This is a genomic window from Nocardiopsis sp. NPDC007018 (assembly GCF_040635075.1).
Taxonomy (GTDB): Bacteria; Actinomycetota; Actinomycetes; order Streptosporangiales; family Streptosporangiaceae; genus Nocardiopsis.
Genome location: NZ_JBEYHA010000005.1, coordinates 120196 through 140371, shown reverse-complemented (window position 1 = coordinate 140371; position 20176 = coordinate 120196). Strand labels below are relative to the sequence as shown.

Below are 20176 nucleotides of genomic sequence, written 5' to 3'. Positions count from 1 at the left end.
CGAGCGGTTCACTAGTCGTCGTTCAGCCAGAAGGGGACGTCACGCTTGCGGTCCCGCGCGCCGGAGGAACCGCTCTCTCCCCAGAAGGGGGTGATGGGGGCGTTGTCCTTCTTCCGGCCCGAACCGGACAGCCAGCCTCCCTCTCCGTCTCCGCGCCTGCCCCGGTCCGCGGGGGCCGGGCTAGCCGGTCGCTGGGGAGCGGGACGCTCGCGCTTCTCCTTCGGGCCGCCCCACCGCGATCCCCGGTTACCGAGGTTCCCCTTGGCCGGGGTGTCCTCACGGCCGTTGAAGATGCCGCGACCAGTACTGGGTTCGGGACGTTCGGCGCTGGCCGCGCGGGAGTTGACCGATCCGCCCCCGAACGAACCGCCACCGGAGCGGTGGTCCGAGCCCCCTCCGTCGTTACGGTTCGATCCGCCACCGCCGCCACCCGTGCCGAAGACGGCCGCCCAACCGCTGTCGCCGGTCCCCGTGTAGCCTCCGGCAGGCCGGGGCGGAATCGTTCCGCCACCGCTTCCGCCGCCACCGCTCCCGGCCGAACTCGGACCGCCGTTTCCGGAAAGGCTCGGGGCCTGTTCTCCGCTACGGGCACCGGCTGTCGGACGTGGGGCTCCGGTTCCGCCACCACGGCTGACGTTGAGCGGCGGCGCGTTGTCATTGCCCCTGACCCGCCCGTACCCGGCGGCGCCACGGACGCGCGCTCCGTCGGCTCGCGTGTTCCCGCCGTCGGTGACCTCCTCAGCGGTGTCGGCGGCACCAGCGGGGACCCCGCCGCCCGCCGGGACCCCGGCGGCCGCACCGGCGATCATCCCGCCGCGTTGACGACCCCAGTTCTGTGCCTTGAGGTAGGCCACCGGGGGAAGCACCATGGCGCTCTTGTCCAGGGCCTGGCTCCGAGCCGCGTCGCCAACGATCCGCGAGGTGAACGTGTTGGCGTTCACCGAGGAGAAGAGGTAGGCGAAGGTCTTCCGGTAGACGAACAGGGCCAGCGTGAACAGAGCCAGCAGGATCATCTGGAGGCCCCAGCCCAAGGGGGTGGACATCACCAGCCCATAGCTCATCACCAGAAGGGCGATCAGCAGAACCACGAAGATCTGCTTGAGTAGGAACCCCACCATGAGCTCCACCCACCGCAGGAGCACCATACGCCCATAGCCAGGGTGAATGCCAATCAAAAGAAAGATCGGAGCCAACATAAAGAGCAGCATGAAAGCGATCTTCAGGACAATGAGCGCCACGGACCCCGCCAAGATCAGTCCGCCTGCGAAAATGGAGGCGAACAAAGCCAGGGTCGCCACTCCCATTCGACCACCCTGATCGTCTCCCGCAAAAAGAGGGTAAACACTCGGGTAGTTTTCTTGGACATCTGAAGAAATCGCCTGGTAGCTCTCCTGCTTGTCAGAGACCAATGCAGAAGCATCGACTTCACCATCTGATATCTGCTGTTGTTCTATCCTGCTAATTGCCTGAGCTGCAAGCAGATCCTCCGCATGCAGCTCCGCTGCATTGATAGCCATGTCATCATTGCCAAACTGCCCCGCCATCCATGGCTGACACACCAGACTCGACCACATCATGTCGGCATTTCTACGAACCTGAAAGTCGGACTCTGATTCCCAGGACGCCTTTTCTGGAGGAGCCGCGCCAACTGGACAGGAAACCGCGTTGGCGCCATAGGGAACCTGACCAACAGCACTCGTCACCAGTTGAGTGCCGGAATTCACGAGCGAGCTCCCTAGACCCATAACTTGGCTCGGATTAACAAGTATCCACATACCAAGCGCAGTCGCGACAACCATCCAGACAGAAGACTCCAACGTGAGAGTCATCCGCTTTCTAACCAGGCCATACCAACCTAGCCAAATCGCTCCCAGGATCACAATAGTCGGGATCAGGGGCCGCCAGACGCCCTCTCTCAAAGCAACGATCACGCTTTCAACCGTGCTAGTGAAACTGGAGAGGAGCCCGTCCGACGTGGCCGCCTGGTAGACGGTGATGGTGGACTGGTTGATGGTCTTGGAGAGGTCCCAAGCGGAGTTCGCGATGGTGGCCTGAGCGCCCAGTCCCATCTTGTCCACGCAGGACTCGGTGATCATGTGCCACTGCTGCCCCGCGGTGCCGTACTGGCCGTACATACTGGCGTCGGGGGGTAGTCCGTCAGGCGATCCCTCGATCGCCGACTGGGACTGCGGGGGGACCAGGAGGCCGTCCGAGCCGCTGCCCGCGGACTCGGGGAGGGGCGCCGGGTTGCCCGGGCACATCGGGTTCGCCTGCGCGGAGCTCAGCGGGACGAGGATGAGTCCGCACAACACCAGGAACGTCATCAGGATGCGTCGCCAACCCCGCCGGTGGACGTGCTGATGCCTCATCTGCTGAGCTCCTGCGTCGTGGTTCGGGCGGGGAATCGTTGGCAGACACCGGGGCCTCCCGGCCGTGCGTACGCCACGCACCGTCCGGCGCCCGACCGTCGTGGCCACAAGGCCCCCGCATGTCTTTACCCCATCCTCTATGGTGCGTCATCACCGGGTCGGGAGATGGCTGCAACGCGACCGGTTTTTCGGTCGACCCCCGGGAACAGGTCGCAGACACAGCCCCCATTGGGGATACTCTCCTCATTTCCGCAGGTAGGAGGCGCATGGGGCGGTCCGTAACGCCCAAAAACCACGAGGACACAATGTACTCACCCGAGACGCACTATGAGGGGCGTCACAGCTCCCTTCGCACCCAGAAGCAGACAAACAACAATCAAGCGGACTGAGACTCAGTTCCACTTCACGCTTCCGTGGAACCCGCAGTCCCTATTGGAGAAGGACCGAAACGGAGGGCCGCCCCTACCCCCCGCTTCCCCTCCCCCCGCTCTCCGTCCGGTGCACCTCTTCGGCGAGGCCTAGTCGGCGATCCAGTTGCCGTTGGAGTCCACCTGCCAACCCGGGGTCTTGAACTCGTGAATGTACAGCTCGCCGTCCTTGCCCGCTCCCCGCATCACGCTGACCTCGGCGCTGGCGATGCTGCTGCGGGTGTCCTCCTCCTGGTTGTGGTAGGCGAGGGACACGCGAACGGTGGAGTCGTCGTCACGCGGCGACGAGGCGCAGTCCACGTCGACCACCGCGGAGCCGTAGCCCTCCTCCACGGTGGTCCGTTCCGCGCTCGTCTTCACGTGGGTCAGGAGGAAGCCCATCTGCTCTTCCAGCGTGTACTCGCCGTCGCGGACGTCCTCCGAGTTCTCCGCGATCTCCAGGAGGCGGTCCAGACCCTCCTTGGCGAAGTCGTAGCGGTACTCCACGGCGCACATCGACGGGTCCTCGGATTCCACGGCGGTCAGGGTGATGGCGTCGTAGAAACGGTTGTCGAGGTAGTTCTCGTTCAGTTCGGCGAGATCGGCCGGAACGCTGAACTCGATGCTGGCGGGCGCCTCCGCAAGGTGCTCCGTGAAGTCGAAGCCCTCCGACCCCGAGCACGCGGTCAGGGCGAGCACGGCGGTCGCGCCCACAGCGGTGAGGGCGGGGGTTCTCGTGATCTTGACGTTCTTCATCGGGCGATCGCACTTTCGTTCTTCGACTTCGGGGGAACCTGCGCCACTCTCGTCACCACAGGCGTGGAGAGCCTATCGAAACCCCGTACCAGGCTTCCGATTCCCCCCGAATCCCGAATGGTTCACACCGGATCTCCATGGAAGGCGAACGCACCCGGCGCCCGGCACACCCACACTGAACTCCGCCTTTCCGATTCCGAGAGGAGTCCCGCGGGAATCTCACATTCCCGTCGCGCCCCCAGGAATTCCTCCGCTGGAAACTGAGGGGCAGAAACGCTGTGGTCGTTGGGTACCGACACCCGGGCCCGACCATCACCTCCGCGTGAACACGGCCGGGACGCCACCACTGGGCGGAAGCACCCGGCGTGTATCGCGCGGGGATGCTCACCGCCCCGCTCCTCGGCCCGGCGAACGAGGCGGGTTGACCCTCACGCGGCGTGAGGCCGCACGCTGGACCCATGAGCGAGAACTTCCCCGCCTTCAGCATCAGCCCCGTACCTCAGCCGGGGCCCGACACCGCGCCCCCGGAGCTCTTCAGGGGGGTCTACGGCATGCCCATGTTCGTGACCGCGCCGACCAGCGACCTGGCGGCCTCCTTGGAGTTCTGGGCCGAGGGGCTCGGCTTCTTCGACTTCTTCACCGTGCCCGGCCAGGTCACCCACCTGCGGCGCTGGGCGTTCCAGGACGTCCTCCTGGTGCCGGGCGAGCGTCCCGGCGAGGCTCCGGCGTCGAGCGTGACCTTCTCCTGCCTCCTGAGCCAGGTCGACGCCATCGTGGCCGCGTGCGAGAAGCTGCGTCCCGGTTCCACCCAGGGCCCCCGGCAGATGCCGTGGGGCACGGTCGAGGTCGAGGTCACCACCCCGGAGAACACCCGGGTGATCATGACCGCGGCCCGCCCGTTCGACCCGCGCAGCGCCGAGGCCGCCTACCTCGGGGAGTCCGGCTTCGACCTCCCGGAGGCCCCCGGAGCCTGAGCCCCGGGCCGGAAACCTGACCCGGAATCCACACAGCGAGGGGGCGCGGCCGGTCGGCCGCGCCCCCTGAACCCCTCGCCCTGCGACTACTCGCCGTCGCGCATCGCGTGGGCCATCGCCCGGTCGAACTCGCCCCGGGCCAGGTCCAGCCAGTTGTCGCGCTCCGCGAGGAACTCGTAGAACGCCCCGTGGACCCGGAACCCGTGCAGGTCGGCCAGCTGCCCGGGGTCTTCGGCGTACACGCGCTCGTGGCCGCTCTCGCTGGCGTGCTGAAGCCTCCGCATCGCGTCCGATTCGTCCTGGCGGGAGATGTAGACCCGTAGGCCGTCCGCGCTGCGCAGGGCACCGTCGTGGCCCACCGAGAAGTGGACACCGTCCTTCTCCATGGCGGTCCGGGCCATCTTGTACGCCTCGATGATCTGACTGTCCAGGGTGCCGTCCAGCGCGCCCGCGTGCGGGCGTTCCGGGTCCGAGGAGAAGTTGACCAGCATGTCCCTGCTGACCCGCCGGTCCGCGAACCGCGGGGTGCGGAACTCGTCCATCCGCGACTGCTGGACGTCGACGAGCCGTTGGAGGGCCTCGTCGAACTCCCAGTCGAGGTCGTCCAGGTCGGCGTCGTCCTGGATGTCCTCGGGGTTGACCTCCTCGGAGCTGCTCATGCCCTGCTCCTCGGCGTACTCCTCGCCACGGGCGGCGTCCACCAGCTCCATGACCTCGTTGGCGTAGGTGTCCGGGTCCAGCCGGGAGACGTCCAGGGCGGACAGCCCGTGCGCCTTCTGGTACTTCTCACGGCACGCCACGGCCAGTTCGGCCTGCTGCATGCGCTTGGCCAGCATCGCCTCGAAGTCGGGCTGGTTCATCCGTACGTCGAAGTCGAGCGCGCTGGACAGGGTGGGGATGGTCTGGAGCGTGTAGTCGTGGCCCGGGTGCACGATCGTGTCCTTGAACAGGCGCCAGCTCATCGGCAGGATCATCTCGTTGCGGTTCCACACGGGTGAGTCCCCCGCACGGAACACGATCGAGTTCCGCTCGGAGATGAAGGCCAGGTCGTTGTAGCTGATGACCGGCTCCTCCTTGGTCGCCATGGTGTAGGAGACCTTGCCCTCCACGCTCAACGCCTTGACCAGGTGACCCTTGTCCTGGGTCACGGTCTTGGAGTCCATGTAGGTGGTGTGGCGCTTGCCGGACATCTTCTCCAGCGTCTCCAACATCGAGTCGTCGGTGCTCTTGAGGAAAACGATGTTGGAGGTGTTGCCCTGCACGATCTTGTCCACACTCTCGCCGTAGACCTCGCGCAGCTGTTGGAGGGTCTGGAGGATGAGTGTGAACTGCTGGTCCTGGCCCAGACCGATGGAGAGCATGGTCTCGAACCCGGAGATGCCGTGCCCCTCGGACTGGAGGTTGCCCAGCTCGTCGAGCATGAACCGGGTCTTGTAGAGCGGCTTCTGGTTCTCCTTGGTCATGTACGACTTGTCGAAGTTGAGGTCGACGAGCTGCTTGATCAGGATCAGGATCAGCTTGGCGTACTTCATCAGGTGCGGCGGGGTCACGAGGAAGACCGCCTTGGGCTGCTCCGAGTAGCGCACCATCGTGTTGATGATGGCGTTGGCCTGGCCCGTCTCCTTCTGGGGGAGGTCACCGGTGATGTTGGTCAGACGCACCTGCGGGAACGTGGTCTGCCCCGGCGCGTACGAGCCGTCGTCGCCACGCTTGAGCTCCACCAGGATGCCGTTGCGCACGATCTTCTGGTCGGTCACCGGGTCGGTGATGAAGAACCTGCCGTTGAGCGAGGTCTGGTAGTCCTTCGTGTACCGGAAGTAGAAGGTACGGATCAGCATGCCGGTCTGCGGGTTCAGCAGTCGCAGCCGCACGTGGGCGACGTCTTCGGGGAACTTGCCCTGGAAGTAGAAGCGGGCCCACCCCTCGCGGGAGACGATGTCGTCGTGCTCGAACTCCTCGCCCAGCGGCTCCGTGAACCCGGCGTCGGCGTAGGCGTCCCACCTGGCCTGCGCACCGGTCAGGTGGTCGCGCTTGAGGTAGTTGCTCGCGAACCGCACACCCATGCGCCGGGGGAAGCTCAGGCCGCCCAGGTCGGTGTTCTGGCTGGGCGTGCCGGAGGTGAGCGTGGAGATCGTCGGGTCGGTGAAGAAGCTCATCGCGGTGATCGCGATTCCGTACACGGAGGCGAGCATCTTCTCGGCCGCGCCCATGGCGCGCAGCGCGTTGTCCGCGTTGCCCACCAGGGTGCGCATCGAGTTGGTGGGAAGCCCGTTGGTGGCGTTGAAGAACAGGGTGAGCATGTCCAGCTCCTCCTTGCCCTCCCACAGGAACTCCCGGCGCTGGGCCTCCTCCATCTCGGCGACGGCCTCGTCCTCGCGGAAGGTGCCGTCGTCCGGGCTGCCGTACTCGCCGTTCTGCGCCTTCTCCTCGACCGCGGTGACCGGGTTCTTCACCTTCTTCGCCGAGAGCTGCACGAACAGCTGGTAGCAGTTGTACAGGGTGACCTTTCCCCATCGCTCGTCGAGCTTGGTCTCCAGGACCTTGGGGTCCATCTTCACCCGGGCGGCGTAGTCGCGGAGCTCGCGCTCCTCTTCCAGGTAGTAGTCGATGAGGCCGTAGGCGGCGCGCTTGAAGGCGTTGTTGGCGGCGTTGGGCCAGACCGGGTCCTCGCCGCCGTCGAGGGGGAAGAAGACGTCGGCGATGTTCTCGATGTACATCGCGCACTTGGTGGAGTCACCCTCGCGTGCCGCCTCCGCCGCCATGCCGAGCGGGTTGTAGATGTCCGTCTTCATGGCGTTGATGAGGTTGAACTGCACCACCTGGAAGCCGCGCATGGTGGCACGCACGTAGTGCTTGACCAGCAGCTCACCCTTGGGGTCGTTGATGACCATGTTGTTGGGGCGCTTCTCCCGCAACCACATGTCGACCATCGGTTCGATGTAGGTCTGGCCCTTACCGGCCCGGGTGATGGCCAGCACCATGGTGTTCACCGGGGCGGTGTCCACGATGTAGGCGCCGGCGGGGCGCTGCACCTCGTACTCGGGGAAGATCCAGTCGTCGTTGATCATGTCCGCGACGGTCTTGTACTTCCCGAGTTTCTCGCGGTCCTTGCCGTCGGGGTTGTAGGGGATGCCGGTGGTGTCGAACCTCTTGCGGAGCGACCTGTCCTTCGGCAGGCCCGAGGCCTCGAACAGCTCGTCGCCGAACCTCTCGTCGATGAGCGGCTTCTTCTTGGTGATCGCCCGATCGTCGTCGTCCAGCAGGATCTCGCCCTTGAGGTACTCGACGTCCCCGTCGGAGTCGAGGACGTCCTTCGTGGCGCGCTGGGCGACCGGGACCTGTTTGAGGCCCTTGTTGGTCATCATGACGTGGCTGATCATCGAGTTGGGCTGCACCGCGGAGTGCGCGCCGACGTCGGGGAACCAGTCGAACTTACGCACGATCTCCTGCGGCAGGGCGATGTGCTGGTCACCGTGGTACTGGTTGATGTCGCTGGTGTCGTGCAGCAGGTTCTGGGAGTCCCGGTTGCGCATGAGCAGCATGTAGGAGAGGGCGAACGTGATCAGGCCCCCGCCGAGGCTGACGCCCAGTTTGGTCCCGTCGAGGAGGAGGAACCAGCCCCCGTACGTGTCGGGCTGGTCCGCGCGTGCCGCGTCGAGCTCGGCCTGCTGCGCCGAGATGTCGTCGAACACCCACTGGGGTGTCTCCTCCAGGGCCTCGGCCTCGGTGTCGTAGCACGGATGGTCGGCCATCGGCTCGCCGGACTCGTCCAGGAGCCGGTAGCAGAACCGGGTGGGCGAGGGCCTTTCCTGCTCGACGAAGACGGGGACCTCGGGCTCGCTGAACGAGGCGGCCACGGCGGCCACCGCCTGTTGGCCCAGGGACCAGATGGCCCACAGCAGGGCGGTCACGAGAGCGCCCGCCAGCACGGCGAGGACCGTACGTGTCGTGCGGGACCGCTGCCGTGTGATCCTGGTGCGGTCGAGCTGTTGGGACTCGTAGACGTTGCGGTTGGCGAGCGTGTCCTCGGTCTTCTGTGAGGAGAGCTTGTCCCAAGCACCCGCTTTGGGGCTAGACCTCCTGGCCATGGTGCGCCTTTCCTTGATGCGAGCGGCTGCCTAGTCGAACCAGATCGGGAGGACCATCGCGCTGCCGCCGAAGGTGTTGTAGCTGATCCACCAGCCGACGATGACGCCCACGCCGATGGCCGCGAGCGCGAAGACCGCCATGAGCACGAAGAGGATCTTGTTGGCGCGCCGCTGGACCTGGTTGGCTCGGTTCAGCTCTTCGATGCTGGCCTGGTTCGCGCGGTTCACCGCCATCAGCTGATTGGTGTACTCCTGGTGCATGGTGTCCGTGAGACCGCGGGTCCGCTCGGCCAGGCCGGAGTACATCTGGTTGTTCGTCTCGGCCTTGTGCTGCCACTCGCGCTCACGTTCGAGCATCCGCGCCTCGGCCTTCTCACGGGTGCGCTCCAGTTCGGCGGTCACCGCGTTCAGCTCGCTCCTGAGCCTGCGGATCTGGGCCTCGTGTTCGGCCTTGAGTTCCGTGGTCCGCTGGGTGTTCGCGGACTGAATCCTCTCGATGCTGTTGTCCAGCTGGAGTTGCGCGGCGAGAGCGTCGGCGCGGGCGATGTCCTGCTTGCGGTTCTCGTCGATATAGCGGGTGAGCTTGGTGTTCCATCGCTCGAGGAGGTCCATCTCGGTCGCGCGCTGAACGGCCTCGCGCTCGGCCAGGAGCTGGAAGGCGCGCGTGGTGCCCAACTGCATCCGCGTGTGCGCGTCCCTGCGGCGCATCTCCAGTACCAGCTGGCGGCGCTGGGTGTAGCGTTCCTCGTTGCGGCGCTCGACCTCCAGGGCGACATCGGCGATCCTGCGCTCGAACTCGGGCCGGGACCGATCCCAGAAGACCTGCCGTGCCTGGGCCGCCGCGACCTCCGCCCGACTGTCGGCGTCGGCTTCGTACCTGCGGCTGATCTCCGCCCGCTGGGCGCTGATGTCCTCGGCCGCCCGGGTCTTGAGCTCCCTGAACTCCTGTTCGGCGGCGGCGGCGAGTCTTTGGTAGACCGCGCCTTCCCGGTGCTCGTCCACCTCCCGCATGACCGACTCCGCGTGCAGGCCCATGGTCTCCACGAAGAGCTTGCGCAGTTCCTCGCGGTGGTTGCGGTGGAGCTTGGCGAGTTCGGCGTTGGCCTGTCGGGCCAACTGGTGCACCTGCTCACCGAGCCAGTCGGTGGGCTTGTCCGCGACGTTGTGGTCCAGCTCCAGCAGGACGGTCGGGGCCTCGGTGTCGAAGGTGGCCTCGAACTCGTCGAGGGCGACCGCGAGGTCCAGGTCGCTGGAGAGGAACCGGCGGGCGATGGTCTCCCGCACCTCGTCCTCCGTGAACTCCCGGTCCCGGTTGTGCTCCGCGTACTCCTCCCAGATGGCGGAGTCACCGCCAGGCTCCGCTTCGGTTTCCTCCGCTGTCCCGTGCGCCTCCTCGTACTCCTCCTCGAAGCCGTCGAAGGCGTTCAGTGCGTCGTCCTCGAAGTCGTCACGATCCGATGCCTGGTTCTCGTCGAGCACGTCGTCGGTCTCTTCGCTGAACATCAGTGAACCTTCGCTCCCCGCGGAGATGTCGCCGTCGGGGGCCGCGGCGCCCTCGTCGTCCTCGGGCGGTTCGGCGTCGGGGAAGGGGCTGCGACCAACGGGAGCGGGCGTGCCGTGGTAGACGGGGGCCGCCTCCGTCGGTTCCGGGGACGCCGGGGGGGCGTACGCGGACGGCGAGGGAGAGTACGGGGAGGGCGATGGGGTGGGGTTAGCGGCGGGGTTCGGGGGACTCTGCGGGGCGGCGGGGGTGTCGATGACGCTCGTCCAGGCCCACACGTGCGGCAGGAACTCGGAGAGCGGGCGACTGCCGTTGGCGACGGCCACCGCGTCGGCGTAACTGGCCGTCTTGTCGTTGACCGGGTTGACCACCAGGTCGGTGCCGTCCTGGTTGGGGCTCAGCACCATCCAGAAGTACGTGGCGTTCGTGAGGAGGGAGTACTCCTCCATTCGCTCGAGCGTCTGGGGGGTGGGGATGATGCCCAGGACCTCTTCGTCGAGGAGGAGCCTGGTGGTGACCGCCTGGATGAGGTCGTGGTTGATGAGCTCGATGAGCGAGCCCTTGGCCTCGTCCTTCTGCTGCTTCTTGCTCAGCCCACCGATGTTGGCCACGGGCAGGGCCAGCGCCGCCCAGGAGTTGTTTCCCGGCAGGGCGAAGGGCGCGTTCTGTCTGAGCAGGTCGACGGCGGCGTTGACCGTGGTCTCCCGGACCACGCTGGCCAGCATCTCCTCGGGCTTTCTGCGCTTGCGGCGCTTCTTGCCGTCTCCGCTCTGGGGGACGGCCGCCTCCGCAGGGTCAGAGGACGTGCCGTCGCCTGCCCCCTGCTGCCGCATGTTGTCCATGAATCCCATCGGCACATCCTCTCCTATTCGTACCGTTGAATGTCGAACTGGTTTCGTGTTACGGCTTGCCATTCGGTCATGCCGTCGCTGAATTCTCGCGCTCTCGGCACGTCGCCGACAGAACTCTCCGGGGCGTGATCAGCCTGATCCCGCTGTCCCTAGCGGGCGGCCGTCACCTCCACGTAGGAGTCGCTCTTGCGCAGCGCCTTGTTCTCGCTACGCATCGTTCCTCGCACGTCCACGCGCAGGACCCGTTCATTGGGGTGGGCGTTGATGAAGGCCGCGAGGGAAATGGTGACCTCGTCGGTCATCTTCGCGATCGCCGCTCGCGCTCCACCCGCGTTCGAATCGGTGTCGGCGTGGTCGTCGATCAGGTACTGGAGCACCCGTTCGGCGATCTCGACCCTGACACCGTGCTTGACCATGACCTCGCGGCGCATCTGGCGCAGCTTGTTCTTGACGATCTTGCGCTGGGTCTCACGCGAGAGCGGCTGGAAGGGGACGATCGCGTCGATACGGCCCAGCAGTTCGGGCGGGAACTTGTTGTCGCCCTGGGTCGTGGAGATGGAGCGGCGGATCTCCTTCATCTTCTCGACCAGTTCCTTGCCCGAACCGGTGTCGTCCTCGTTGTACTGGGCGATGGTCTCGTAGATCTCCGAGCCCGCGTTGGTGGTGAGCACGATGTAGGTGTTCAGGAACGACACCTGACGACCGTTGTCGTTGGTCAGCCTGCCGTCGTCGAGCACCTGGAGGAGCACACGGGTGATCGCGGAGGCGGCCTTCTCGATCTCGTCGAAGAGCAGGACGGCGTGGCCCATGTCCCACACCCGCTTGGTCAGTTCCGAACGGAACAGGTCCAGGGACTCCTCCCGGGCGAACTCGGACATGTCGAAGCGGACGAGGTGTCGTTGGTCGTCACCGAACAGCAGTTTCGCGAGCTGTTTGGTGAGCTCCGTCTTTCCCGTACCGGTCGAACCGGTGAGGAGGAAGGAGGACATCGGTTTGGTCTTGTCGTTGAGGTCCGCGACGCACAGCTGCAACCTCTTGGCGACCACACTCGTCGCGAAGTCCTGGGAGAAGACCGCGCTGTCGAGTTGTTGCTTGATGCGCACCGCGTCGACGCTGAAAGCCACGTTGACGTTGGTCGACTCCATGAGGACATCGGCCAGGAGGGCGCGGTCCATCGGGCGCCCGCTGTACCGGTGCCAGCCCACCATCGAGTCGAGCACGAGGATGGACTTACGCGGCTGGGTCGAGGCCGGTATGTACCTGTTGGTGTACTCGTAGATCAGCTCGAAGAGATGGTCGTCGTAGAACTGGTTCTCCACGCCGTAGCGCCGGGCCATCCCCTTGAGAATCCTGACCGTGGTGCTCTGGTCGGGCGGGTTCACGTTGATGCGCTGGAGGCGCTCCATGAGCGGCTGGTTCGGGGCCACGTACTTGTGGAACTCGTCGAACGTGGTGGCCGCGATGACCCGGATACCGCGCGCTCCCGAGGCCGCGAGCACCGGCTTCAATGCCTCGACCGAGGCCGCGCTGAGCTGCACCACCTGGTGGAACTCGTCGATGAAGAGTACGAGTTCGACCTGTTCCTCGATGCAGAACACTTCGGCCTCGTCGAACAGGCCCTTGAGGAGCGCCGCCATTTCGTCGGGGGTGCTCAGGCCCGCGATCATCCGCGCCAGGTCGACTTCGAGGTAGAGACGCTTGGTGTCCGCCGACATCGCGGCCTGGACCAGGGCCGTCTTTCCCGACCCCGGAGGGGCCAGCAGGAGTGCGTTGCACAGTTCAGGCCGAGCCATCGCGGCCATGAGCTGGGAGATCTCGCGTTCACGGCCGACGATCTCGCGCTCTGCGGGCTTCAGGGGGTCACTGAACTTGGCCAGCTTCGGATAGAGCTCGTTGAGCCCGTCATCGAAGGAGCCATCGGAGCGGGTGAACAACCAATACCACCTTTTGTGGACGAGAGTGTTACGACTTCGTCTCGATTCCACTCAATTCATGCCCATAAATCATCGTGATTCTAGCATGCGGCGCCACAAGCAGGACAATCCAGAAGGCTGGTTATGAGATGACCATAAATAGCGTGTCGTGAACACGCCGTTCCCCTTCAAGGCACCCCGGGGCCCTCGGCGAAAGATGAAAGAGAAAGGCGGTGAATCGGGATCGCCCCGAGCCTTCCAGGCCGGGCGACTCCACGCCCCTAGTCGTCCAGGTCCAAAAAGCCGCCGTCGTCGTCACCGTCTCCCTGGGCCGCGTGTGGCACCGCACGGGACGGGACGGTCCGGTACTGGTCGGGCAGCGCGCCCCTCACCCGCTCCCGAAGTGCCTCAGGGCTGTTCGGTGCGTAGTCCACCCCGGGTTCCCCGACGCCCCCCTGGCGCTGGGCCTCCACTTCCTCCAGCACCTGGTCGAACACGCTCTTCGGAACCTGCCCCGCCGCGCTTCGCACCGAGGCCGGGGCGTACCGGTCGACCCCCTCCTGGCCTCTGGGGAACTCGTTCAGATCCTCCTCTCCGGCGAAGAGGTCGTCGATCTGCTCCGAGCGCGTGGGGACCACGGGTCGGCTCTCCACCGCCTCCTGCGCCGAGTTCTCGGCCGTGAAATCGGGGAAGTACTCGGCGAGGGTGTACCCGCTGCCCTCTTCGTCGAGTTCGGCGCTGTTCTGGTCGCGCACACCGGCGAACACGACGGGTGGATGTTCCGGGCCCTCCGGCGAGACCACGAGGAAGTCGGTCACGGCGGGCAGCTCCCACACGATGCCGATCATGGACTCGGGTACCCGGAACCGGGGACCGAAGTAGCCCTTGCGGACCAGCTCGCTCAACTGCTCGGTGTCGAACTCGTAGAAGGCGTCGAAGGTCGGTTCGGAACCGGAACGATAGGGCAGTTCGGTGATACCGAAGGGCAGAGGGAAATCCGGGAGCACCCGGATGATCTGTCCCCGCAGGTGCAGATAGGGACGGTGGTTCAGGTCGGTTCCGTGGTGGAGGATCGCCACCACCTCCATACGCACGGAGATGTCACAGGGAAAGGCGCGCAGGGCCTGGGTGCGTACCTTGTCACTGTGCGCCAGGCGGTGCAGCCAGGGGTCGGTGAACTTCAGGGGTGCGGTCTTCACAGGGGAAACTCCTGCTCTCGGAACGGGGGTTCAGGGAACGGGGAAACTCTTGGCGGACGAACTAACGGGGCCGCGGACCTACTGGTCGCCGACCTCGCCCAGAAGGGCTCGCCTGGCCCTCTCGGCCACACGGCGCTGTGCGCGCCAGAGCCAGCGCACCGCGACCAGCACCAGGACGAAGATCAGACCGATGAGGAACAGACTGGGCGACAGCCAGTACGCCATCTGCATCTCGAAAGGCGAGGCGGGACCAACACCTGTTCCGGACGAAACGACCAGGAAGACGTTGGGCACCACGGTCACGGCGACGAACATGGCACCCACATAGCTGAGCAGGGCCACACCGAACACCAGAGCGGCACGGATGCCCCAGAGCAGTGACCGAGTCCCGGACTCGCCGAAACGGGCACGGACGCGGGCTCCCAAGGGGAGCTTCACCGCGTCCTTCCTCTCCTGTTGGGAGGCGGCCGCGCGTTGTTCAGGCTGCTTCCGAGCCAAGCGCTTCCTCTCACGCTTGGCCGATGCGGTCGCAGCGGACTCCGCCTTCTTCTTGCCCGTGAGTGGGGCGGGGCTCATGGGTGTTCTCCCGGGGATGAGTGTGGGCAGGTCAAGTCAGGTCAGGATTCTTCGGGAACCTGGTCGGCCCACTGGACGTCGAGTTGGGTGATCACACCCGCGTAGTCGGTCTTCCAAGCCACCGACAGAGTCGCACGTGCCGACGCCTCCTCATCGTCCTCTTCCGCGGCTTCCTCGACCTCACCGGCGTCGAAGACGTCAACGTAGGCGAAGTAGGAATAGCTGGCGCTCTCGGCTCCGACCACCACCGGCTCGAACGCCCCCAGACTGGCCTGGGCGCCTGAGCCCAATCGGGGAACCCCCCTATCGGCAAGGTCCTGGAAGGCGGCGAGGGTCTCTTCCTCCTCCGGGACCGTCGGGTCGAGCGGAACGGCCCCACCGTCCTCCAGCGCCGAGAGGAGCAGTTCGTGCACGCGTTCGGTGTCCTCCTGAACACGCTCGACGCGCACCGTCGAGGAACTCTCCAAGGACTCGACCCAGTTGACGTGCAGCTCGGACTGAGCATGGTCGGCCTCCTCTACGAGTTCCTCCACCAGGACGGCGACCTGGGCGCGGTCCTCTTCGTGTCCGGACGAGGCAATCCACACGGCGACGCCTCCGGATGCCAACAGCAGAGCTGCCAAGCCCAAGGGAGTCCAGGACAGGACGAGACGCACCCGTCGGCGGCGAAGCTCACGCTCGCGCTCGTAAGCCTCCAGTTCGGCCAGGCTCATCGCTAGTCGTCCCCTCCCTCATCCTCAGTGCCACCATCAACGTCACCGGGACTCCCGACGTCCGTACCCGGTTCGTCGTCCGTGGCGGCGTCACCGCCCTCGTCGTCACCCGCAGTCTCGGTGCCCTCTTCCGCATCGCCCGGCGTGACCGTGCCCAGCACCATACGTTCGAACTTCTTGACGACCGGGTCGTAGGTGCCGTGCAACCACGCCACCATCTGCCCCGTGTCCTCGTCGGTCAGGGTCCAGACCACGGGGATCAGCCCGTCCCGTTCGAAGACCCGCGCCTCGTGAACGCTCCAGGAGAAGTCGCTCATCGAGGAACCCTCGTCCAGCTCGTCGAGAGCCGGAACCTCGGCGTGCCACTGGCTCACCGCGTTGAACCCGTTGTCGTCACGCACCTGCGGGGCGAAATGCGGTATCAGCTGCCGGTCCAGCCCTCTGACTGCCTCTTGACGCAATCCCTGAGCGCAGGTGGTGAGCTCCGCGTTGGTGTACTCACGGGGCTCATCGGGCCTTTCATCCAGGTAGGAGACGCAGTCATCGGTGTCCCCTCTGCCCGGGGTCTCTGTTGGGAGACCGTCCAACGACAGCGGTCCGGAGTGTTCCAGAAAGGTGTTCTGTGTCTCGGCGATGCCGGAGCTGACCGTGGTGGCCTGCTCCAACCATCGCTCGGCTTCGACACGGGTCGGAAGGTCCTCCAGCCCCTGCTGGGCCGCCGTGGTGTTCCGCTGAGCCTCGAACCCGTCCTGCGCCTGCTCCTCCAACAGACTCTGGTGATAGGAACTGATCGCCCCCGCGGCGACGATCAGGACGAGCCCGCCCAAGAGCCCCAGACCGGTTCCGGACCAGTAGGCGATGCGCGCCAGCAGCCGTCTGCCACCGGCCCCCGAACCACCAGCCGAAGAGTCCTCGTCCCGCTCGCCGGGGGAGGCCGGGTCCGAGTCCTGGTCGGATTTACCAGTCGTGTCCAAGAAGAACAACGGACGGCGTTCGGGTTCTTCGGGTTCGCGTTTGCGAGCGGCCACGTTGACCTCCTCCCTTATGTGACAACGAGGGCTTATCCCTCATGAAAAGAACAACTGGATCTGTGTACACACACTAGTGATCACTGTTGTGCTCCTGACACGGAGTCATACCTGTTCCCACACCGACGCGGCGCTGATCGGACGCGAACGATTCCACATCCGACCGAAACAGTTCAGTTGGGTCCGGACTGGCGCATGGGAGAGGTGGCAGCGTATCCCTCGACCTCGGTCACTCCACCATCGCCGTCCGTGGTCAGCAGGACCGTCGACGTACTGTTGGCACCGCCCTCACCGTCGTCGGAAGTGGTCCGTACGTCGACAAACACCAGATAGGAGTACTCGGTTCCGTGTACTGTCATGAGGAGGGAACGGAAATCGCTCACTTGCGAGTCAAGCCCGAGAAGGTCGATGAGCGCGTACTCGTTACCCTCCCGGTCAACGTTGAACGGAGCCTGGGGGAGAAAGGCGGTCATGAACGCCGAGTCTTCCGGAAGACCATAGACATTCACCATCGCGGCACGCGCCTGTTCGTACTCGGCGTGGCTCTCCCATGTCAGCGCGGTGTCCAGCACAGCACCGATGAGCTCCTGGTCGGCCTCCAAGCGTGCCGAGTTGGTGCCGAACACCTCGTCAGCAGCGAGATGACCCCTCTCATCTCTCTCCGCTTCGAGTTCGGCGAGGCGCTCCTCCAAGGCGGAGATCTCCTGCTCCTGTTCGAAGCGGGAGGCCTCCTGGGCTCCCCTCGTGGCGGCGAAGGAGCCGGCCGTCACCATGAGGAACGCCGCTGCGGCGAGGGGCAGGGCGTTACGTCGTAAGAACCCCATCAGATCTCCTGCGCGTCCGTGTCGGAATCCGTGTCCGCGCCCTCGTCGCCATCTGTGCCCGCATCCGGGCCCGTGTCGCCGGCGGGACGCTCACCGATCGTGGTCACTCCGACATAGACGCTGTGGAACATACCGGTCTGGACGTTGTAGTTGGCCTTGGCCCATGAGAGCACTTCACCGCTGACGGCGTCACGATTGAGCCAGCCCACGTCGATGCTGTCGGGAGATTCCTGACGCGGGGCGGCCGAAACCAGTTCCCACGAGTTCAGCGACGGCTCGGAGTACGTGATCCCGTCCTCTTCCAAGCGGACGTACCAAGGGGCGAGCACATCGATCTCCCTCGGCCCGTAGATCGTGTGTGCGTCGGGGTAGTACAGGTCCTCGTTCTCGACGATGCGCGCAGATTCGTCGAAGAGGTCCACCAGTTCCTTGCGCAGGTCGTCCATCGGGGCGTAGACCCCTTCCGGGTCCCCCTGTCGACCACCGGGCTCAGGCCGTTCCGTGTCATTCAGGTCGAAAAGAAGCTCCTGGTAGGTGTTCTGCGCCTCGACGACCTGCTCACCCTTCTCCCGAGCCTGTTCTACTGCCCCTTCCATCTGGCTCACCAGAGCCGAGGCATCCTGTTCGTCCCAGGTATCGGACTCCATCGCGCGGATCTCACCCTTGAGGAGGGCTATGGTGTGCTCGTTGCGCTGGGACTGCCCCTCACTCGAGTCCGTACTGGAAGCCGCCAATGCGCCCGTTCCGACCGCACCGACGAGAAGCGCTCCGCTCAGGCTGAGCCGCACGGTCCGCGCCACATCCCGCTGTGACGAACGGCCACTCTCACGTCGTTCCCTGCGTTCCCGCCTCCGCTGGCCTCTCAGGGCGCGACGCTCACGCAGCAACTCCTGCACATCGTCCCCGGTCAACCTTCTACGGTTGGCACGTTGTTTGGCCTGGTAGTTCTCGAGGCGTTCCATCACCTCCTCGCGGCTCAGCTGGTGCCAGCGCTTCCTGTCTGTTCCACGGCTCTCATCCGTCGGGGCGGAATCTTCTGACGGCCGCAGGGCACGAGCTTCGTGTTCCTCATGTTCTTCGGCCGACACCGCGGACCTCCATTCCCATCAATCCGATCACCTCAGTCCACAAGAGCCCCACCCGACAGAACCGCGACCCGCCCCCGCACAACGAGTCACATGAAGGGCGAAGGGCCAGCAGAAACATGGACATGATCGATGTGATTCTGTGTGTTACTACCCCGGTCTTTAGCGTGAACGCTCACGTCGTCCCACGCTCCAGACATACCCTGATTCTGCCTCAGGCTCCAAATGCGGTGATTCCACACAACACCCTTGATCTGATATTCCTCGTGATTCTCAACGAGCCATGCGGCAACAACGTCCCCTGTCCTCTTCATCTCGGGCGTCGGGATTCTGTCCGCATCGTTTTCGATTCCAGGCGGAATCAGCATATAGTCAATGGCCTCCCCCGTATTGTGATTATCCATCGCACCCCCCGAAAATTCACGAAAACCTCCAGCGTGGTCATAGAATCCACCGAACTCTTCATGAAGGCGTTCATGCAGTTCGCACGTCACTTCATGAATCTGCAGATTCCCGCACTCGATCAGGTCACCCGCACTGAAGACACTCCCGCTCGCACCTTCAGCAACAGTTCGGCACTGAGCAATGACGGCATCACGGCGATTCTGGTTGGCTTCACCCAGGTTGGCTTCGGCCTGCTCAATGATGGAGTCAGCGAGCTCTACGTCAGCTTCCCAATCTCCCATCTTCGAAAACCACATCGAAGCATAGCCTTCTCGCTCGCTGATTTCCGCCGACCCCATGTCGCCAGCGATCTCCCACTTCTTCAACCACGTTTCGGTGGACGCGCTCACTGAGGGCGATGAATCATTGATGAACTGGTCGACAATACTGACGTACTGGGCATCATCACCAGAAATCAAGAACTGCATCTGAGTTTCAAACTCATGCCATTCACCGCCGGTCTCCTCAGCGTAGTCCCGCAACTTCGTATTTCGAGTATTGCTCCACTGCCCCAACCCGATACCGAGAAGGTCAACACCACTACCCTCTGGATAGTCATTATCTTCGAGCTCGGAGAGCTTGAAGTTTTTCTCCTCCGCATCCCTCTTTGTCGAATCGATCCCAAAACTCTCGCCCCCGATGAATTCGACCATAGTCGGATCCATCCGGGATTCCTTGTGGAAGTTCCCAAGAATACCGGCAATATTCTCGTCAGGCATTCCGAGTCCAGCGAGGAACGCGTATACCTGCTCAGCGGACTCCTCCATCCTCTTGTCAACGTCGTCCTCGACGCTGTCGTCGATCTCACGGATGGTGGCCTCCGCTTCCGGGCGGCAGTCGGGAGGCAGTCCGTCACGCTGGGCCGTGGTATTCCCGCTGGCAGCCACCGCACCCGCGCCTATGCCCACCAGGGCCAGGAGCGACATGCCCACCGCGGCCACAGCTCCGGTCGTCGCGCTGATCGCTCCGCCGACGACCGCAGCGACCCCGGCCCCCACGGCCATGACCGCGCTGACCACGGCGTTCACCGCCGTCATAATCGCCGCCATGATCATGCTCATCAGGTTCGCCGCCATGGCAACTGCGGCAGCCATCATGGCCTTGAGCCAACTGAGGAACATCGCGAAGACCATGAGCTGGGCGGCGATGCCCGCAGCGGGCACAGCAGCGACCGCCGCCGCGCCCTTTCCCACACCCTTCATGCTGTCCTCGGACCCACCCTTACGAGCCGTGGAAGTCCCCCCCGCCCCCAAACCAGAAGGACTTTCACCTGGCTCACTGCCGGGCACCTTCCCAGGTCCCGCTCCCACACCCTCCCCAGCAGCACCGGCCCCGCCCCCGACAGCTCCTTCGAGACCGGGAATCGCCTTGCTCACCCCGCCCGAGTCACCTGCTCCCGGCACCGGTGGCTGCGCTCCTCCAGCTCCACCGCCTATTCCTGTCATAGC

The 20176-nt window shown here is 64.9% G+C and carries 13 protein-coding genes; 1 reads left to right on the top strand and 12 read right to left on the bottom strand.

Annotation, left to right across the window (positions count from 1 at the left end):
• Positions 1-11: 11 nt before the first annotated feature.
• Together ABZ635_RS04295 and ABZ635_RS04290 are read right to left on the bottom strand one after the other, a co-directional pair.
• On the bottom strand, positions 12-2369 hold the full coding sequence (locus ABZ635_RS04295) for a type IV secretion system protein (RefSeq protein ID WP_357758680.1): 2358 nt from the start codon (positions 2367-2369) through the stop codon (positions 12-14).
• A gap of 518 nt (positions 2370-2887) precedes the next feature.
• Entirely contained in the window at positions 2888-3532 is a 645-nt protein-coding gene (locus tag ABZ635_RS04290) for a hypothetical protein (RefSeq protein WP_357758677.1), read from the bottom strand.
• Between the two features lie 458 nt (positions 3533-3990).
• On the opposite strand from ABZ635_RS04290, the gene ABZ635_RS04285 reads away from it, so the two are divergent.
• Entirely contained in the window at positions 3991-4506 is a 516-nt protein-coding gene (locus tag ABZ635_RS04285) for a VOC family protein (RefSeq protein WP_357758674.1), read from the top strand.
• Between the two features lie 86 nt (positions 4507-4592).
• Here the strand turns inward: ABZ635_RS04285 and ABZ635_RS04280 are convergent, their stop codons facing one another.
• From ABZ635_RS04280 to ABZ635_RS04235, 10 genes are all read right to left on the bottom strand, one after another.
• Positions 4593-8594 carry a type IV secretory system conjugative DNA transfer family protein gene (locus tag ABZ635_RS04280; protein ID WP_357758671.1) on the bottom strand — a complete coding sequence of 1334 codons (4002 nt, stop codon included), beginning with the start codon at positions 8592-8594 and terminating at the stop codon, positions 4593-4595.
• 30 nt (positions 8595-8624) lie between these two features.
• Entirely contained in the window at positions 8625-10946 is a 2322-nt protein-coding gene (locus tag ABZ635_RS04275; RefSeq protein ID WP_357758668.1) for a hypothetical protein, read from the bottom strand.
• Positions 10947-11095: 149 nt separating this feature from the next.
• On the bottom strand, positions 11096-12880 hold the full coding sequence (locus ABZ635_RS04270) for an AAA family ATPase (RefSeq protein WP_357758665.1): 1785 nt from the start codon (positions 12878-12880) through the stop codon (positions 11096-11098).
• 260 nt (positions 12881-13140) lie between these two features.
• Entirely contained in the window at positions 13141-14058 is a 918-nt protein-coding gene (locus ABZ635_RS04265; RefSeq protein ID WP_357758663.1) for an AAA family ATPase, read from the bottom strand.
• A gap of 78 nt (positions 14059-14136) precedes the next feature.
• Positions 14137-14634: a hypothetical protein gene (locus tag ABZ635_RS04260; RefSeq protein WP_357758660.1), complete on the bottom strand. Its 498-nt coding sequence runs from the start codon at positions 14632-14634 to the stop codon at positions 14137-14139.
• A gap of 41 nt (positions 14635-14675) precedes the next feature.
• Positions 14676-15347 (bottom strand): hypothetical protein, encoded by a 672-nt coding sequence (locus ABZ635_RS04255; protein ID WP_357758657.1) that lies wholly within the window; start codon positions 15345-15347, stop codon positions 14676-14678.
• Between the two features lie 2 nt (positions 15348-15349).
• A complete protein-coding gene (locus tag ABZ635_RS04250) occupies positions 15350-16375 on the bottom strand; it encodes a hypothetical protein (protein WP_357758654.1) in 1026 nt (341 codons plus the stop codon).
• Positions 16376-16548: 173 nt separating this feature from the next.
• Positions 16549-17199, bottom strand: a complete 651-nt coding sequence (locus ABZ635_RS04245; RefSeq protein WP_357758651.1) for a hypothetical protein — start codon at positions 17197-17199, stop codon at positions 16549-16551.
• On the bottom strand, positions 17199-18287 hold the full coding sequence (locus ABZ635_RS04240; RefSeq protein ID WP_357758648.1) for a hypothetical protein: 1089 nt from the start codon (positions 18285-18287) through the stop codon (positions 17199-17201). Before ABZ635_RS04240 ends, ABZ635_RS04245 begins: the two co-directional genes overlap by 1 nt.
• An 86-nt stretch (positions 18288-18373) precedes the next feature.
• Positions 18374-19930 (bottom strand): phage tail tip lysozyme, encoded by a 1557-nt coding sequence (locus ABZ635_RS04235; RefSeq protein ID WP_357758645.1) that lies wholly within the window; start codon positions 19928-19930, stop codon positions 18374-18376.
• Positions 19931-20176: the final 246 nt, after the last annotated feature.

Bases quoted from the DNA above. Each gene is read 5' to 3' on its own strand.
- ABZ635_RS04285 (WP_357758674.1), top strand. From the start codon at position 3,991: ATGAGCGAGAACTTCCCCGCCTTCAGCATCAGCCCCGTACCTCAGCCG.
- ABZ635_RS04260 (WP_357758660.1), bottom strand. From the start codon at position 14,634: ATGAGCCCCGCCCCACTCACGGGCAAGAAGAAGGCGGAGTCCGCTGCG.
- ABZ635_RS04290 (WP_357758677.1), bottom strand. From the start codon at position 3,532: ATGAAGAACGTCAAGATCACGAGAACCCCCGCCCTCACCGCTGTGGGC.
- ABZ635_RS04245 (WP_357758651.1), bottom strand. From the start codon at position 17,199: ATGGGGTTCTTACGACGTAACGCCCTGCCCCTCGCCGCAGCGGCGTTC.
- ABZ635_RS04235 (WP_357758645.1), bottom strand. From the start codon at position 19,930: ATGAAGGGTGTGGGAAAGGGCGCGGCGGCGGTCGCTGCTGTGCCCGCT.
- ABZ635_RS04255 (WP_357758657.1), bottom strand. From the start codon at position 15,347: ATGAGCCTGGCCGAACTGGAGGCTTACGAGCGCGAGCGTGAGCTTCGC.
- ABZ635_RS04295 (WP_357758680.1), bottom strand. From the start codon at position 2,369: ATGAGGCATCAGCACGTCCACCGGCGGGGTTGGCGACGCATCCTGATG.
- ABZ635_RS04280 (WP_357758671.1), bottom strand. From the start codon at position 8,594: ATGGCCAGGAGGTCTAGCCCCAAAGCGGGTGCTTGGGACAAGCTCTCC.
- ABZ635_RS04275 (WP_357758668.1), bottom strand. From the start codon at position 10,946: ATGGGATTCATGGACAACATGCGGCAGCAGGGGGCAGGCGACGGCACG.